15 protein-coding genes are annotated in these 15,156 nt (G+C 61.2%); 10 read left to right on the top strand and 5 right to left on the bottom strand.

The window, feature by feature from the left end:
* The 3 genes from nrdI to nrdF are packed head-to-tail and all read left to right on the top strand — an operon-like array spanning nt 1 to nt 3,546.
* Entirely contained in the window at nt 1–417 is a 417-nt protein-coding gene (nrdI, locus tag AC244_RS24225) for a class Ib ribonucleoside-diphosphate reductase assembly flavoprotein NrdI (RefSeq protein ID WP_053251382.1), read from the top strand.
* A complete protein-coding gene (gene nrdE / locus AC244_RS24220; RefSeq protein ID WP_053251381.1) occupies nt 387–2,540 on the top strand; it encodes a class 1b ribonucleoside-diphosphate reductase subunit alpha in 2,154 nt (717 codons plus the stop codon). The genes nrdI and nrdE overlap by 31 nt, the downstream gene beginning before the upstream one ends.
* A 16-nt stretch (nt 2,541–2,556) precedes the next feature.
* Nucleotides 2,557–3,546: a class 1b ribonucleoside-diphosphate reductase subunit beta gene (gene nrdF / locus AC244_RS24215; RefSeq protein WP_053251380.1), complete on the top strand. Its 990-nt coding sequence runs from the start codon at nt 2,557–2,559 to the stop codon at nt 3,544–3,546.
* A 104-nt stretch (nt 3,547–3,650) separates the two neighbouring features.
* Here nrdF and AC244_RS24210 read toward each other — a convergent pair whose 3' ends face one another.
* Nucleotides 3,651–4,847 (bottom strand): multidrug effflux MFS transporter, encoded by a 1,197-nt coding sequence (locus AC244_RS24210; RefSeq protein ID WP_053251379.1) that lies wholly within the window; start codon nt 4,845–4,847, stop codon nt 3,651–3,653.
* A gap of 208 nt (nt 4,848–5,055) precedes the next feature.
* Here AC244_RS24210 and AC244_RS24205 point away from each other — a divergent pair, with 208 nt between their 5' ends.
* Nucleotides 5,056–5,760 (top strand): TetR/AcrR family transcriptional regulator, encoded by a 705-nt coding sequence (locus AC244_RS24205; RefSeq protein ID WP_053251435.1) that lies wholly within the window; start codon nt 5,056–5,058, stop codon nt 5,758–5,760.
* Between the two features lie 89 nt (nt 5,761–5,849).
* On the opposite strand, the gene AC244_RS24200 is transcribed toward AC244_RS24205, so the two are convergent.
* The 4 genes from AC244_RS24200 to AC244_RS24185 form a co-directional block, all read right to left on the bottom strand.
* On the bottom strand, nt 5,850–6,134 hold the full coding sequence (locus AC244_RS24200; protein ID WP_053251378.1) for an acylphosphatase: 285 nt from the start codon (nt 6,132–6,134) through the stop codon (nt 5,850–5,852).
* Nucleotides 6,135–6,220: 86 nt separating this feature from the next.
* The gene (locus tag AC244_RS24195; RefSeq protein WP_053251377.1) at nt 6,221–6,541 is read right to left on the bottom strand and encodes a cupredoxin family copper-binding protein; all 321 of its coding nucleotides are present in this window, start codon (nt 6,539–6,541) and stop codon (nt 6,221–6,223) included.
* An 8-nt stretch (nt 6,542–6,549) separates the two neighbouring features.
* On the bottom strand, nt 6,550–7,074 hold the full coding sequence (locus AC244_RS24190) for a DUF4142 domain-containing protein (protein ID WP_053251376.1): 525 nt from the start codon (nt 7,072–7,074) through the stop codon (nt 6,550–6,552).
* Between the two features lie 91 nt (nt 7,075–7,165).
* Entirely contained in the window at nt 7,166–7,861 is a 696-nt protein-coding gene (locus tag AC244_RS24185) for an RNA polymerase sigma factor (protein ID WP_053251375.1), read from the bottom strand.
* A 346-nt stretch (nt 7,862–8,207) separates the two neighbouring features.
* On the opposite strand from AC244_RS24185, the gene AC244_RS24180 reads away from it, so the two are divergent.
* The 6 genes from AC244_RS24180 to AC244_RS24155 all read left to right on the top strand — a co-directional run bounded on the left by AC244_RS24180 (nt 8,208) and on the right by AC244_RS24155 (nt 15,145).
* The gene (locus tag AC244_RS24180; RefSeq protein WP_053251374.1) at nt 8,208–9,098 is read left to right on the top strand and encodes a substrate-binding domain-containing protein; all 891 of its coding nucleotides are present in this window, start codon (nt 8,208–8,210) and stop codon (nt 9,096–9,098) included.
* Nucleotides 9,099–9,273: 175 nt separating this feature from the next.
* The gene (locus AC244_RS24175) at nt 9,274–10,797 is read left to right on the top strand and encodes a sugar ABC transporter ATP-binding protein (RefSeq protein WP_053251373.1); all 1,524 of its coding nucleotides are present in this window, start codon (nt 9,274–9,276) and stop codon (nt 10,795–10,797) included.
* Nucleotides 10,794–11,756, top strand: a complete 963-nt coding sequence (locus tag AC244_RS24170) for an ABC transporter permease (protein ID WP_053251372.1) — start codon at nt 10,794–10,796, stop codon at nt 11,754–11,756. The genes AC244_RS24175 and AC244_RS24170 overlap by 4 nt, the downstream gene beginning before the upstream one ends.
* Before the next feature lie 21 nt (nt 11,757–11,777).
* The gene (locus AC244_RS24165) at nt 11,778–12,719 is read left to right on the top strand and encodes a sugar kinase (RefSeq protein WP_053251371.1); all 942 of its coding nucleotides are present in this window, start codon (nt 11,778–11,780) and stop codon (nt 12,717–12,719) included.
* A gap of 5 nt (nt 12,720–12,724) precedes the next feature.
* A complete protein-coding gene (locus AC244_RS24160) occupies nt 12,725–14,005 on the top strand; it encodes a D-tagatose-bisphosphate aldolase, class II, non-catalytic subunit (RefSeq protein WP_053251370.1) in 1,281 nt (426 codons plus the stop codon).
* 123 nt (nt 14,006–14,128) lie between these two features.
* Nucleotides 14,129–15,145, top strand: a complete 1,017-nt coding sequence (locus tag AC244_RS24155; protein ID WP_053251369.1) for a LacI family DNA-binding transcriptional regulator — start codon at nt 14,129–14,131, stop codon at nt 15,143–15,145.
* The last annotated feature ends 11 nt before the right edge of the window (nt 15,146–15,156 follow it).

Genomic DNA, 15,156 nt, shown 5'->3' with positions numbered 1-15,156 from the left:
ATGGGGCTGATCGTCTATTTCTCCAGCCGCTCGGAAAACACCCATCGCTTCGTCGGCAAGCTCGGCCTGCGCGCCAGACGCATTCCCGTCAGCGCGGCCGATGCGCCGCTCGACGTTAGGGAACCCTATGTGCTCGTCGTGCCGACCTATTGCGGTGACGACGGCAAGGGCGCCGTGCCCAAACAGGTGATCCGCTTTCTGAACGATGCGGACAACCGCTCCCACATCCGCGGCGTCATTGCCGCGGGCAACAGCAATTTCGGCGCGACCTACGGGATCGCCGGCGACGTGATCTCGGCCAAGTGCCAGGTGCCCTATCTCTACCGGTTCGAACTGTTGGGAACCGATGAGGACGTCGCCAATGTCAAAAACGGGATGGAACGATTTTGGACGTCTCAACACTCGAACGCCCTTTGAAGGCGACGGAAGCGGCGCTCGATTACCACGCGCTGAACGCAATGCTGAACCTCTACGACGAGGACGGCCGGATACAGCTCGACAAGGACCGGCTGGCGGCAAAGCAGTACTTCCTGCAGCACGTCAACCAGAACACCGTGTTCTTCCATAACCTGCGCGAGAAACTCGACTACCTCGTGGTCGAGGGCTATTACGAGCAGGAGGTTCTCGACCAGTATTCCTTCAACTTCGTGCGCGACCTGTTCGATCACGCCTATGAAAAGAAGTTCCGTTTCCCGACCTTCCTCGGCGCCTTCAAATACTACACCAGCTACACGCTGAAGACCTTCGACGGAAAGCGCTACCTCGAACGTTACGAGGACCGCGTCTGCATGGTGGCGCTGACGCTGGCGCGCGGTGACGAAGCGCTGGCGCGCGACATGGTCGAAGAGATCATCTCCGGCCGCTTCCAGCCGGCGACCCCGACATTCCTCAACGCCGGCAAGAAGCAGCGCGGCGAGCTCGTCTCCTGCTTTCTGCTGAGGGTCGAGGACAACATGGAGAGTATCGCGCGCGGCATCAATTCGGCGCTGCAGCTGTCGAAGCGCGGCGGCGGCGTTGCCTTGTCGCTCACCAACATCCGCGAGGCGGGCGCGCCGATCAAGCAGATCGAGAACCAGTCGTCGGGCATCATTCCTGTCATGAAGCTGCTGGAAGATTCGTTCTCCTATGCCAACCAGCTCGGCGCGCGCCAGGGCGCAGGCGCCGTCTATCTCAACGCCCACCACCCGGACATCATGCGCTTCCTCGATACCAAGCGGGAAAACGCCGACGAGAAGATCCGCATCAAGACGCTATCGCTCGGCGTCGTCGTTCCCGACATCACCTTCGAGCTCGCCAAGAACAACGAGGACATGTACCTGTTCTCGCCCTATGACGTGGAGCGCGTCTACGGCGTTGCCTTCACCGACATCTCGGTCACGGAAAAATACCGGGAAATGGTCGCTGACAGCCGGATCCGCAAGAAGAAGATCAAGGCGCGCGAGTTCTTCCAGGTGCTGGCCGAAATCCAGTTCGAGTCGGGCTATCCCTACATCATGTTCGAAGACACGGTGAACCGCGCCAACCCGATCGCCGGCCGCATCACCATGAGCAACCTGTGCTCGGAAATCCTGCAGGTCAGCGAAGCCAGCGAGTACAATGACGACCTGTCCTACAAGCACATGGGCAAGGACATTTCCTGCAACCTCGGTTCGCTGAACATCGCCGCGGCGATGGATTCGTCCGATTTCGGCAAGACGATCGAGACTTCGATCCGGGCGCTGACGGCGGTCTCCGACATGAGCCACATCTCTTCGGTTCCCTCCGTCGAGAAGGGCAACGACGACAGCCATGCGATCGGCCTCGGCCAGATGAACCTGCACGGCTATCTCGCCCGCGAACGCGTCTATTTCGGCTCGGACGAAGGTATCGATTTCACCAACATCTATTTCTACACGGTGACTTACCACGCCATCCGCGCCTCGAACCGCATCGCGGTCGAACGCGGAACGAGCTTCAAGGGCTTTGAGAACTCGAAATACGCCTCTGGCGACTATTTCGACAAATACACCGAACAGGAATGGAAGCCGGCAACCGAGCGGGTGCGTGAGCTCTTCGAAACCGCAGGGATCCAGATCCCGACGCAGGAAGACTGGCAGGATCTCAAGAAGGCCGTGATGGCCTCGGGCCTCTATAACCAGAACCTGCAGGCGGTGCCACCGACCGGTTCGATCTCCTACATCAACCACTCGACCTCCTCGATCCACCCGATCGTCTCGAAGATCGAAATCCGCAAGGAAGGCAAGATCGGCCGCGTCTATTATCCGGCCGCCTTCATGACCAACGACAATCTCGACTACTATCAGGATGCCTACGAGATCGGTCCGGAAAAGATCATCGACACCTATGCGGCGGCGACCCAGCATGTCGACCAGGGCCTGTCATTGACCCTGTTTTTCAAGGATACGGCGACGACCCGCGACATCAACCGCGCGCAGATCCATGCCTGGAAGAAGGGCATCAAGACGATCTACTACGTCCGCCTTCGTCAGATGGCGCTGTCCGGCACGGAAGTGCAGGGCTGCGTCTCCTGCGCGCTGTGATATTCCGGGGAACAAGATGAACATCCAAGTGAAGACCAAGGCGCCCAAGCGCTCAGAGGCCGTGCGCGCCATCAACTGGAACCGTATCGAGGACGACAAGGACCTCGAGGTCTGGAACCGGCTCACCGGCAATTTCTGGCTGCCGGAAAAAGTACCGCTGTCGAATGACATTCCCTCCTGGGCCGCGTTGAGGCCGGAAGAGCAACAACTGACGATCCGCGTGTTCACCGGCCTGACCCTGCTCGACACGATCCAGACGAGCATCGGCGCGCCAACCCTGATGGCGGATTCGATCACGCCCCACGAGGAAGCGGTCTATTCCAACATCTCCTTCATGGAAGCGGTGCACGCCCGTTCCTATTCCTCGATCTTCTCGACGCTCTGCTCGACTCCCGACGTCGATGACGCCTATCGCTGGTCGGAGGAAAACGAGCATCTCCAGAAGAAGTCGGCGCTCATTCTCGAGCACTATCGCACCACGGATCCGTTGAAGCGCAAGATCGCCAGCGTCTTCCTCGAGAGCTTCCTGTTCTACTCCGGCTTCTATCTGCCGATGTATTGGTCGAGCCGCGCCAAACTGACCAACACCGCCGACATGATCCGCCTCATCATCCGCGACGAAGCGGTGCACGGCTACTACATCGGCTACAAGTTCCAGAAGGGCCTGGAGCGCTTAAGCGATGAGCGTCGGCAGGAGATGAAGGATTTCGCCTTCGACCTGCTGCTCGAACTCTACGACAACGAGGCGAAATATACCGAGTCGCTTTACGACAGCGTCGGGCTCACCGAGGACGTGAAGAAGTTCCTGCACTACAACGCCAACAAGGCGCTGATGAACCTCGGCTACGAGGCCCTCTTCCCGGCCGACGCCTGCAAGGTCAACCCGGCGATCCTGTCGGCGCTGTCGCCGAACGCCGACGAGAACCACGACTTCTTCTCCGGCTCGGGCTCGTCCTATGTCATCGGCAAGGCGGTCGCGACCGAAGACGAAGACTGGGATTTCTGACGGGCGCGTCGCGCTCAACTGCAGGGCCAATAGCAAAACGGCCGGTGAAGACAAGAAGGTCTTCACCGGCCGCGGTGTTTCAACGCTGCGAGGCGAGGATGGCGTTATTCCGCCGGCACCACGCGGCTGCGGCCGATGGTTGCCTGCGTCAGCAGGAACGCGCTGACGGCGCAGATCGCAATGCCGGCGGCCATCGGCAGCGCAGTACCGTCGAAGAAGACGGCGGCAACGATCATGGCAACGGCAGCCGTGACGAAATGTAACGTTCCCATCAGCGCCGATGCCGTACCGGCAATCTCGCCGTGATCCTCGAGCGCCAGCACCGCGGAAGTCGGAATGACCAGACCGAGAGCGCCGTAGCCGACGAAGAGGAATGCGGCCATCACCGGCAACTGATTGAAGCCGAAGCTCATGACGATGAACATGCTGGCCATGGTCAAGGCAAAGCCGGCGACGGCAAGCTGCATGACACGGACGAGGCCGAAACGATCGCCGAGCCAACCCGTTGCCTGCGAAACCGCGAAGAACGACACCGCATTGATCGAGAAGGCGAAGCTGTACTGCGTCGGCGTCAGGCCGTAGTGGTCGATCAGCACGAAGGGCGAATTCGCGAGATAGACGAGGAAGCTCGAAATGCCGAGGCCGCCGATGAAGGTGAGCGTCAGGAAGTTCCGGTCGCTCAGAAGCAGCCGGTAGGCGGCGATTGCCGTACCGAAATTGCTGTCGGCCCTGTCCTTCTTCGGCCGCGTCTCGGCCAGTTGCGTCGACAGCAGGACTAGGCCGATGAAGGCTGCGATCATGACCGCGTAGAACACGCCGCGCCAACCGTAGAACTCGATGACAGCGCTGCCGGTCAGTGGCGCCAGGATCGGCGAGATGCTGAACACCAGCATCAGCAGCGACATCAGGCGTGCCGCCTGTACGCCGGTGTGCATGTCACGAACAATAGCGCGTGGGATGACCATGCCGGCCGCGCCACCGATACCTTGGAGGAAGCGGAAAACGATGAGGGTTTCGATATCGGTCGCGAGCGCGCAACCGATACTGGCCAGCGCGAACAGGCCGATACCGAGATAGAGCGGCGCCTTGCGGCCCCACATGTCCGACAAAGGGCCGTAGACGAGTTGAAAAATCGCGAAGGAAATGAAGAAGGCGAGCAGGCTGAGCTGCACGACACCGGTCTCCGCGGCAAGATCCTTGCCGATCGATGGTAGTGCGGGGAGGTACATGTCGATCGCGAAGGGCCCGATCGCTGAAATCAGACCGAGGACTATGGCAGTGCGTAGAAAGGACGCCGTCATGGTGATGATCTTTCAGAGGTCGCGAAACGAACGAGGATGCGCGCCTGCATTCGTTGCCGCCGGGATTGAAACTGGAATGAGTCGGTCGTGCCAGGATCGAACGTCTGGGAGACGCATCCTGCGCTGACCTACATAGTCCATAATTTTGGACACAGATGTCAAATTAGACACTATTGTCCAACCGGTCAACATGTCCTATCGTCGGACCATGAAAAAACGACAAGCCGCCATGCCGACCGCCGGTGGCCCCACCCAGAAGGGTCAATGCGCCAAACGCGTCTCGATCCTCGATGCGGCCGCAGAGGTCTTCTGCCGCGAGGGTTTTTCCGGCGCCAGCATTGACGAGATCGCTGCGGAAGCCTGCGTTTCCAGACAAACGATCTACAATCACTATCGGGAAAAAGAGACGCTATTCATGGCGGTGGTGCAGGATATCCTGGATCGCACCAACGCAGCGCTGTTTTCGATCCTCGCGACCTTTCCGAAGCGGGCCGACAATCTCGAAGACGACCTCACCGCCTTTGCCGTGCGCCTCAACAGGAACTGCATCTGCAACCAGGACGGCAAGTTCATCCAGAAGCTGGTGGAGACCGAGGGGGAGCGATACCCCGAACTCATCAAGATCTGGCGCGAACAGGGCCCGGGCAAGATCGATACGGCGCTGTCGGCGCTGTTTGCTCGGCTTGCACACGCTGCCCCGCTCGAGATCGACGATCTCGATCTGGCCGCGCGGCAATTCTTGGCGTTGATCAAGGCGGATATGCAGATGATCAGCCTTTTCGGCGAAGCGCCAACGGAAGAACAGCTGCAGACCTCGGCCCGCAACGCCGTGAAGACCTTCCTTCGAGCCTATGGCAAGGTCAAAACCGAACAAGCCTCGCAAAAAGCCGGAGCCCTCGGCCAACCGGCCTGAGCCATCGGGTCACCGCAGTAATTCTTGTCACCGCGACGTCAGCGGCAAGCGCCTGCCAGCAACCGCGTCGCGCCGGTCTTGCCTGTCTTTTATCCAGTGATCTGGAACCCCTGTACCGGATCGGGCAAGGCGACCGGTTCGGTTTCGACGTTGACGACTGAGGCTGCCGCCGGCCCAATCCAGAGCCGCTCGACCATGTTTGCCAAGGCGGCATCGGAGCCGACGATCATCGCCGCCACCGATCCGTCGCGCTCGTTGCGCACCCAGCCGGTCACGCCAAGACGCTCGGCCTCTCGGCGGGTCCAGATGCGAAAGCTGACGCCCTGCACCCTTCCGCTGACACGAACCAGCATCGCCTTGCGTTCTCTGATCATGATGGCACCTGTTGCCGATACAGAGGAGAAACTGGTGCGTGGACCGACAAAAGCAAGTCACCCAGGCATAGCGGATGCATTCGGCACTAAGGTTTCGTCACCGAAATGCGTCCCTTCATGTTGGGATGGAAGCGGCAATAATAATCCACCTGCCCCACCTCTCGCACGACCAGGCTTGCGGTCTTCTTGGCCGGGATCAAGACTTCCCAGCCGTCCTTCACGGTCGCGGTATGGACGAGGATATCCTTGTTGATCCACTCGATCGTGTCGCCCACCCGCGCCTGGATCTGTGCGGGGACGAATGCCATCTTTTCCACCGTCACGCGGATTGTCTCCGCACGCACGTCACCGGCGCCATTGCCGAGCAGGAGCCCGGCAATGGCAATGAGATGAAATCTGGATCGCATGGCCGCGCCTACTTCAGCGACGCGGCAACATGCTCGGCATGCTGCTGGTGACCCTGAAAAATCTTCAAGCCGGTCTCAAGCAGTGCCTTGAGTTCGGGATTGCTGGCCGACGGAATGAGCAGGGTTTCCAGCGCTCCGTTCACCTGCTTGTGGTAGGCGACTTCATTGTCGACATAGGCCTTGTCGAAACTTGCACCGTCGAGCTTGGCAAGCTTGGCGCGTTCATCCTCGGCCGCTTTCGAAAGCGCCTTGCTGGTATCGTTGTCCTCCGGCGTCACCTTGAGCTTCTTGACGAGGTCGAGCGCCTGTGTGTTCACCGCCTCGTGGTCGCGCACCATGTCTTCGGCGAACGAAACGACAGCCTTGTTGCCGGATTTCGAAATCGCGAGCTTGGCGTTTTCCACGTCGATCACTCCGGCCGTATAGGCGATATGAGCGATCTGCGGATCGGTCGGCTTGTCTGCCGCCTGTGCCAGGGACGCAAGACCGAGCAGGCAAAGCGTGGCAAGCGCAGTCATTGGTCGCATGTTCATGGGTTTCCTCCCTCATCCGGCGCGCGTGGCGCGGGATCTGTTTGCAGTTGACAGCCATTGGATGCCGCCTGCTCGGAAAGGTTCCCGCAAATCAGTTGGAAAGGCCAAGTCGCCCCATGACGGATGCCGCCAATCGCGCGCAGCGTCGCCCGGCAAAAGGAAAAGCGTCCAGCAGTACCGGGCCGATCTGTTCATGCAACTGCTTGCGCACGAGATGCCGGGCCCGATGCAGCCGCGTCTTGACGGTCTCCGGGCGCAGGCCAAGCAGGTCGGCCGTCTCCTCGACGCTCAGGCCCTCGATCACCCGCGCAACAAACACGGTTCTGTAGATATCGGGCAGGTTGTCGGTCGCCCGTTCCACCAGGTTGAGGATCTGTCGCTGCGCCATCATGCGTTCGGGATCGTCGACGCTTGCCGGCAGAGGAAACTGAATGACCGTCGCGTCGTGGCTGTCACCGATCGGGCGAAGCACGTCGGCCTTGCGGCGCCCCGTGCGCAACCGGCCGAGCGCCTCGTTGATGACGATGCGTGACAGCCAGGTGCCAAGCGACGACTCGCCACGAAACTTTGCGAGATGCGCGAAGGCAAGCACATAGGCTTCCTGCACGATGTCTTCCGCTTCGCTGTCGTTTCGAATGATGCCCCTGGCAATACGATAGAGGCGTTGGTTGTGAACCTGCATGATCGTCATGAAGGCCTGCCCGTCACGTGCGATCGCCCGGCGCGCCAGTTCCATGTCCGCAGTCGCGTCCGTTATCGCAATCGTGCTTGGTCGAATATGTGTCATGACCGGGCCTCCCGCAGCATTAGATGCACGGTCGCGCCAAAGGTTCCCGTCATTTTTGTCCAATTGCAAGCACGTGCCCTCTCCTTGGAAACGTTTTCCGGAAAGGCGGTTGCGCCATTTAGCAGGTTTTCGCTTCGCCGCCCGACCGCCGAATTCACTGCCGACCACCAGGCGAGAGGTGGTAAAATTTCTCGCGCTACCCTGTTAATATTTTCATCGCGTATTTTTAAAAGTTGACGCGCGAAAAGTTTTGTGGTTTTTACGGCATCGCCAAGACGGTGATGGGAGGGCCCTCCTGCTTGGCCGCCAAGACCAAAGGCCCACGTCGTTTCCAGGGAGGAAACCCATGAACATGCCCCGTATTCTCAAGGCGCTTGTCGCCGGCACGGCACTGACCCTGATTGCAACGGCCGCATCGGCCGAAGGCATCGGCGCCTCGCTTCTGACCCAGCAGCACCCGTTCTACATCGAGCTTGCCGATGCGATGAAAGCCGAGGCGAAAGAGAAGAACGTCGCGCTCGAAGTTGCGATCGCCAACCAGGATCTCAACAAGCAGCTCGCCGACGTCGAGGACTTCATCGTCAAGGGCGTCGACGTCATCGTCATTTCGCCGGTCGATAGCCAGGGCGTGCGCGCCGCGATCGAAAAGGCCGAGAAGGCCGGCATCAAGGTGATCACCGTCGACGTACCCGCCAATGGCGCGACCGTCACCTCGCATATCGGCACCGATAATTTCACCGGCGGCGTCAAGGCCGGCGAACTGATGGCGAAGGTCCTGGACAATAAGGGCAAGGTCGCCGTCATCGACTACCCGACGGTCCAGTCGGTGGTGAACCGCGTCAACGGCTTCAAGGAAGCGATCGCCAAGCATCCGGAGATGGAAATCGTCGCCATCCAGACCGGCATCACCCGCGCCGAAGCGCTTGCCGCCGCCCAGAACATGCTCCAGGCCAACCCTGACATTACCGGTATCTTCGGCTTCGGCGATGACGCAGCGCTCGCCGCTGCCGTCGCCGTCAAGGCGGCGGGCCTCGAAACCCAGGTCAAGGTCATCGGCTTCGACGGCATGAAGGAAGCCCGCGATGCGGTCGACACCAACCCGGTGATGGTCGGTGTGATCCAGCAGTTCCCGGATCAGATGGGCAAGCAGGCGGTCGACACCGCCGTCAAGGTTGCCGCCGGCGAACAGGTTCCGGCCGAACAGCCGATCGTGCCCGGCGTCTATACCGCGAAGTAAGTCCTCCCAGGACAGCCGCCGCCTAAGGGCGGCGGCACCCATACGACGAACGTCTCCTGCCTGCTGCATAAAAACATGCAGCAATTCAAAGGCTGCAGCGATCTTTTCGCGTCTGACAAGACGTGCGGCGCTGTAGCTCCGGAGACGCTTCTCGGCGCGATCCAAGGAGGCCGCCATGCATGGTTCGACCACGGACACCGTTCTCAAGATCAGCAATGTCACAAAATCCTTCGGGCAGGTCGCCGCGCTGAAGAGCATGCGGCTCGATGTCCGCCGCGGCCGCGTGCATACGCTGCTCGGCGAAAACGGCGCCGGCAAATCGACACTGATGAAAATCCTTGCCGGCGTCCACAGCGCGACATCAGGCGAGATTACCCTCGACGATCAACCCTTTCGCCCCGCCAACCCACAGCAGGCGTCAGCCCTGGGGCTTGCGATCGTCTTTCAGGAACTGAGCCTCTGCAACAACCTGACGGTGGCGGAGAACATCCTTGCGACCCGCGAGCCGCGCAAGTTCGGCTTCATCAACGACACGGCGCTCGTTGCCAAGGCGAAAGCCATCGTCGCTGAACTCGGCCTGCCGATCGATGTCACCGAGAAGGTCGGCAATCTCTCGATCGCCCAGCGGCAATTGGTCGAGATCGCCAAGGGGCTCAGCCACGACGCAAAGGTCGTCATTCTCGACGAGCCGACCTCGTCGCTCAGCGACAGCGAGGCCGAGATCCTGTTCGACATCATCGGCCGGCTGAAAAGCCGTGGCGTCGCCGTCATCTACATTTCCCACCGCATGGAAGAGATCATGCGGCTCAGCGACGACATCACCGTCATCCGCGATGGCGAGTATGTCTCCACCCATGATCGCAACGACGTCACGATCGAGGCGCTGATTGCCCTGATGGTCGGGCGCCGGATGGACGAGATCTATCCCCCACCCATCCATGACCGGTCGAAGGCGAGTGCCGCGGATCAGCGGCCGGTGCTTGCGGTCGAGCGCCTGACGCGCGACGGCGAATTCGCCGATATTTCCTTCAAGGTCGACGCTGGCGAAATCCTCGGTTTCTTCGGCCTGGTCGGCTCCGGCCGCTCGGAGGTCATGAATGCGCTCTTCGGCATGAAGAATGCCAGCGGCACGGTTCGGCTCGACGGCCAGGACGTGCGCTTCCGCTCGCCGGCCGAAGCGATCGGCCGCGGCATCGGCTTCGTCACCGAGAACCGCAAGGAAGAGGGTCTCGTACTCGGGCACAGCGTCGAATGGAACATCTCCATGGCGGCCCTTCCCGATTTCACCGGTCCATTCGGCTTCACTCGTGGCGGCGCCGAGCGGAAGGCAGCGGCGGCCGAAGTCGGCCGGCTTGCCATCAAGACGCGCTCGCTCGACACGCCTGCGGGCGCTTTAAGCGGCGGCAACCAGCAGAAGATCGTGCTCGCCAAATGGCTCTTAACCCGGCCGAAGGTGCTGATCCTCGACGAGCCGACGCGCGGTGTCGACGTCGGCGCGAAATTCGAAATCTACAAGATCATCCGCCAGTTGGCGGCCGAAGGAACGGCAATCCTGCTGATCTCCTCCGAGCTGCCGGAGGTGCTCGGAATGAGCGACCGTGTCGTCGTCATGCATGAGGGCGTGCTCGGCGCGACCCTTGCCGGCACCGAGCTCACTCCCGAAACGATCATGGCGCACGCGACAGGTTTCCAATCATGACCCAGCAAACTGCAGCCCAGGCCGCCCTCGTCAGGGCATTGAAGCAATATGGCGGCATCTTTCTCTCGCTGGTGATGCTCTGCATCATCTTTTCCTTCCTCAATCCGCGATTCATGTCGGTTGTCAACTTCATGAACATCCTGCAGCAGGTGGCCGTGATCGCCATTGCCGCCTTCGGCATGACCTGGGTGATCCTGCTCGGCGAGATCGACCTGTCGGTCGGCTCGATCATCGCGGTGGCCGGCATGGTCGGGGCGCAATGTTTCGCCTTCGGGCTCGGCTTCGGCCCGGCCCTCGCCGTGACGCTCATCGCGGGCGCGCTGATGGGGATGCTCAACGGCGTGCTGACGGCGAAGCTCCTGCTGCCATCGTTCATCGTCACCGTCGCCACCATGGGCATCTATCGCGGCCTCGTCAGCCTGCCGACAAACGGCGCGCCGGCGATGATCGACAACGCCACCTGGACCGCCATCGGCACTGAAAGCTTCCTCGGCCTGCCCATTATCATCTGGGTCGTTGCCGTGCTCTTCGTCATCAACCAGATCGTGCTCAGCAAGACGAGCTTCGGTCGCCGTGCCTATCTCACCGGCGGCAACCGCGAAGCGGCGATCTATTCGGGCATCAAGGTCGACCGCCTCAAGATCATCATCTTCATGATCTCCGGCGTCATGGCAGCGATCAGCGGCGTGCTGCTCTCCTCGCGGCTCTTCTCCGCCCAGACCAATGCGGGCATGAGCTACGAGCTCGATGCCATTGCCGCGGCCGTTCTCGGCGGCACCTCGCTTGCCGGCGGCGTCGGCACCATGGTCGGCACGCTCATCGGCGCGCTGATCATCGGCGTGATGAACAACGGCATGAACATGCTTTCCGTCCCCTATTTCTACCAGCTCATCGTCAAGGGCCTCGTGATCCTTGTCGCCGTTTGGCTCGACGTTCGCGCCAAGCAGGCAAAGCGCTGACCCGACACGAGTGACAGACCCATGCACAAGATACTGACGATCGGCGAGATTCTCGTCGAGATCATCGCCACCGAAAAAGGCGACGGCTTCCGGCAGGCAACACCGCTGGTCGGCCCCTTCCCCTCCGGCGCACCGGCCATCTTCATCGATCAGGTCGGCAAGCTCGGCCAGGCGAGCGCGATCATTTCCCGCGTCGGCGGCGACGATTTCGGTCACGTCAACCTCGCACGCCTTGAGGCGGACGGCGTCGATATTTCCGGCATCGAGGTCGATGCACTCGCCACGACCGGCAGCGCCTTCGTTCGCTATCGCCATGACGGCAGCCGGGCTTTCGTCTTCAACATCCGTGACAGCGCCTGCGGCACCATTCGCCTCGATGAGAAGGCGATCGCGCTCGCTCAAAGCTGCAGCCACATGCATGTCATGGGGTCGTCGCTTTACGCGCCGAGCGTGGTCGAGAGCATTCTGGCGGCGATCGACATCGTCAAGGCGGCAGGCGGCACGGTCTCCTTCGACCCTAACCTTCGGGCAGAAATCCTCGAAAGCCCAGGGATGCGCGAGGCGCTGAGATCGGTCCTTGCCAAGACCGACGTATTCCTGCCGAGCGGGGCCGAACTCTTCCTGTTCACGCAGGCGAAGAGCGAGGCTGAGGCCATCGCAGAACTCCTCGCCTCCGGCATCAAGGTCGTCGTCGTCAAGCGCGGCGCCGATGGTGCCAGCTATTACGACGCCGAAACGGCATTCACCCTCCCCGGCTTTGCGGTCGAAGAGGTCGATCCGACCGGGGCGGGCGACTGCTTCGGTGCCACCTTCGTCACCTGCTGGCTGAACGGTGCGACACCCCGCGACGCGCTCGAGCTTGCCAATGCTTCCGGCGCCCGCGCCGTAATGATCTCCGGCCCGATGGAAGGCGCGTCGACGAGAGCGGAACTGGAAGCCTTCATCAGCGCGCGAAAGGATTGAAGACCATGAGACCGAACTATCTGATCGATATCGCCCAGTGGCGCGACCGTCCGGGTCTGCGTGGCATCCCCTCGATCTGCTCGGCGCATCCGCTGGTCATCGAGGCCGCGATGTTGCGGGCGCTGAAGGAAGGCACCCATCTACTGATCGAGGCCACCTGTAACCAGGTCAACCAGGACGGCGGCTATACCGGCATGACGCCGGCCGACTTCACCGGCTTTGTCGGAGAGATCGCCGCAAAGACCGGCTTTCCGATCGAAAACATCATCCTCGGCGGGGACCATCTCGGCCCCAATCCTTGGAAGCATCTGCCGGCCGATGAAGCGATGGCGAAGGCCGAAGCGATGATCCGCGCCTATGCCGAGGCCGGTTTCACGAAGCTGCATCTCGACACCAGCATGGGCTGCGCAGGCGAACCGATAGCGCTTCCCGACGCAACGACGGCGTTACGCGCCGCGAGGCTTGCCGCTGCCGCCGAAGACGCTATCCGTGGACGCGATGGCATCGCCCCGGTCTATATCATCGGCACCGAAGTTCCGGTCCCCGGTGGCGCGCTCGAGGAATTGGACACGCTGGAAGTCACGGCACCGGAAGCAGCCGTCGAGACCGTCGCCATTCACCGCCAGGCGTTCGAGCATGCCGGTGCCGGCGAGGCCTTTGCGCGTGTCGTCGGCGCGGTGGTCCAGCCCGGCGTCGAATTCGGCAACGAGAACGTCATTGCCTATGACAGGCCGAAGGCCGCCAAGTTGAGCGCTAGCCTGACGAAGCTCGACGGTCTCATCTTCGAGGCACACTCCACCGACTATCAAACGCAAGAGGCGCTTCGCGACCTGGTGGCCGATGGTTTTGCCATCCTCAAGGTCGGTCCCGGCCTGACATTTGCTTTGCGTGAGGCCCTTTACGGGCTCGACCAGATCGCCGCGTTCCTTTTTCCCGATGCACGGTCGAAGACGCTGGCCGAGATCACCGAAGAGGTCATGCGCGAGGAGCCGGCGAACTGGGGCAAATATTATCACGGCTCACCCGATGCACTGCGCCTTCAGCGCCATTTCTCCTACAGCGACCGCATCCGTTATTATTGGCCGCACCCGAAGGTCGCCAGCACCGTGGAAGAGCTTCTGCGCCTGCTCGATGGCGTCACCATCCCCGAGACGCTGATCAGCCAGTATCTCTCGGGCAGTTACGAGCGTGTGCGAGACGGTCAAGTGCCGCCGCAAGCAAAGGCGCTGGCGATTGCGGCCGTCGACGCGGTTCTGGAGGATTACTTCGCCGCCTGCAAAGGATAGAGCCGGCCGTTCATTCCGTGAATATTTCGCAGTCGACACTGCCTATCCCTCGGAAATAAATCTATAAACGAAACCCAAAAGAAGAATGAGGGCGCTTCGACCGTGGACAGACAAATCAAGACGATGGAGGATTTTTCGGAGTTCGTCGGTTTGTCGCGCCCCACAGTCTCCAAATATTTCAACGATCCAACTTCGGTTCGCAAGAAGACCCGCGACGCCATCGAGGCCGCGATCAAGCAATCGGGCTTCCGGCCCAACATCTTCGCCGTCAATCTCAACAGGCGGCGAACCAATATTCTTGGCGTCATCGTTCCCAATTCCACCGACCCGTTCTACATGGCGCTGACGCGGCGGATCGAGCATATCGCCAACCAGGCGGGCTTTCTGGCTTTCGTCCTTTCCTCGGACGGCAAGCCGGAGATGGAGGAGCGCGCCATCGAGACCTTCAAGTCGATGAACGTTGCCGGCGCAATCATCGCCCCGCTCGGCGTCCAGTCCCATCACCAGAAGCTCACCTCGCTCGGCCAGAGCATCCCGCTGATCTATGTCGACTCGCCGCTCGACGGCAGTTCCTCCTTCGTCGGCACCGACAACCGGCAGAGCTTCAAGCTGATGGTCGATTATCTCTGCCGATCCGGCGAGCCGCCCTGCTATTTCGGCATGCCGCCGGTCAATAATAACGCGTTGGCCCGCCAGCACGCCTATGAGGAGGCGATGCAGCAGCTGAAGATGGATCCCGTCATCGTGCCGACGGCGCCCAATGCCTCATGGGACTTCGAAAAATTCGGCTATGACGAGACACTGCGCATTCTGGGTGAAGGCGGTTTTCCGACGAAGACGGTGCTCTGCGCCAACGACCGCGTCGCCTTCGGCGTGATCGCGGCGGCCTTCCAGTCCGGCGTCAAGGTCGGCCGCGAACCGGACAGCGACCTGCGCGTGGCCGGGCACGACGACCATCCGCTGTCGCGCTACACCTGCCCCCCGCTGACCACCGTGGCGCAGAACTACAACGAGATCGGCCGGCTGGCGATCGAGCTTCTCTTGTTCAAGCTTGGCGAAACGGAAAATGCCGACCAGGCCTTTCCCGCCGACGAGCGCATTCTGCTGAGCGCCGAGATCATGCTGCGCGGCTCGGCGTAGACCCAGTTCTC

The sequence above is a fragment of the Ensifer adhaerens genome (genome assembly GCF_001270265.1).
Lineage (GTDB): Bacteria > Pseudomonadota > Alphaproteobacteria > Rhizobiales > Rhizobiaceae > Ensifer > Ensifer adhaerens_B.
This window is presented reverse-complemented; position numbering and strand designations above follow the sequence as displayed.

Bases quoted from the DNA above. Each gene is read 5' to 3' on its own strand.
- nrdI (WP_053251382.1), top strand. From the start codon at position 1: ATGGGGCTGATCGTCTATTTCTCCAGCCGCTCGGAAAACACCCATCGC.
- nrdF (WP_053251380.1), top strand. From the start codon at position 2,557: ATGAACATCCAAGTGAAGACCAAGGCGCCCAAGCGCTCAGAGGCCGTG.
- AC244_RS24210 (WP_053251379.1), bottom strand. From the start codon at position 4,847: ATGACGGCGTCCTTTCTACGCACTGCCATAGTCCTCGGTCTGATTTCA.
- AC244_RS24205 (WP_053251435.1), top strand. From the start codon at position 5,056: ATGAAAAAACGACAAGCCGCCATGCCGACCGCCGGTGGCCCCACCCAG.
- AC244_RS24200 (WP_053251378.1), bottom strand. From the start codon at position 6,134: ATGATCAGAGAACGCAAGGCGATGCTGGTTCGTGTCAGCGGAAGGGTG.
- AC244_RS24195 (WP_053251377.1), bottom strand. From the start codon at position 6,541: ATGCGATCCAGATTTCATCTCATTGCCATTGCCGGGCTCCTGCTCGGC.
- AC244_RS24190 (WP_053251376.1), bottom strand. From the start codon at position 7,074: ATGAACATGCGACCAATGACTGCGCTTGCCACGCTTTGCCTGCTCGGT.
- AC244_RS24185 (WP_053251375.1), bottom strand. From the start codon at position 7,861: ATGACACATATTCGACCAAGCACGATTGCGATAACGGACGCGACTGCG.
- AC244_RS24180 (WP_053251374.1), top strand. From the start codon at position 8,208: ATGAACATGCCCCGTATTCTCAAGGCGCTTGTCGCCGGCACGGCACTG.
- AC244_RS24175 (WP_053251373.1), top strand. From the start codon at position 9,274: ATGCATGGTTCGACCACGGACACCGTTCTCAAGATCAGCAATGTCACA.
- AC244_RS24170 (WP_053251372.1), top strand. From the start codon at position 10,794: ATGACCCAGCAAACTGCAGCCCAGGCCGCCCTCGTCAGGGCATTGAAG.
- AC244_RS24165 (WP_053251371.1), top strand. From the start codon at position 11,778: ATGCACAAGATACTGACGATCGGCGAGATTCTCGTCGAGATCATCGCC.
- AC244_RS24160 (WP_053251370.1), top strand. From the start codon at position 12,725: ATGAGACCGAACTATCTGATCGATATCGCCCAGTGGCGCGACCGTCCG.
- AC244_RS24155 (WP_053251369.1), top strand. From the start codon at position 14,129: ATGGAGGATTTTTCGGAGTTCGTCGGTTTGTCGCGCCCCACAGTCTCC.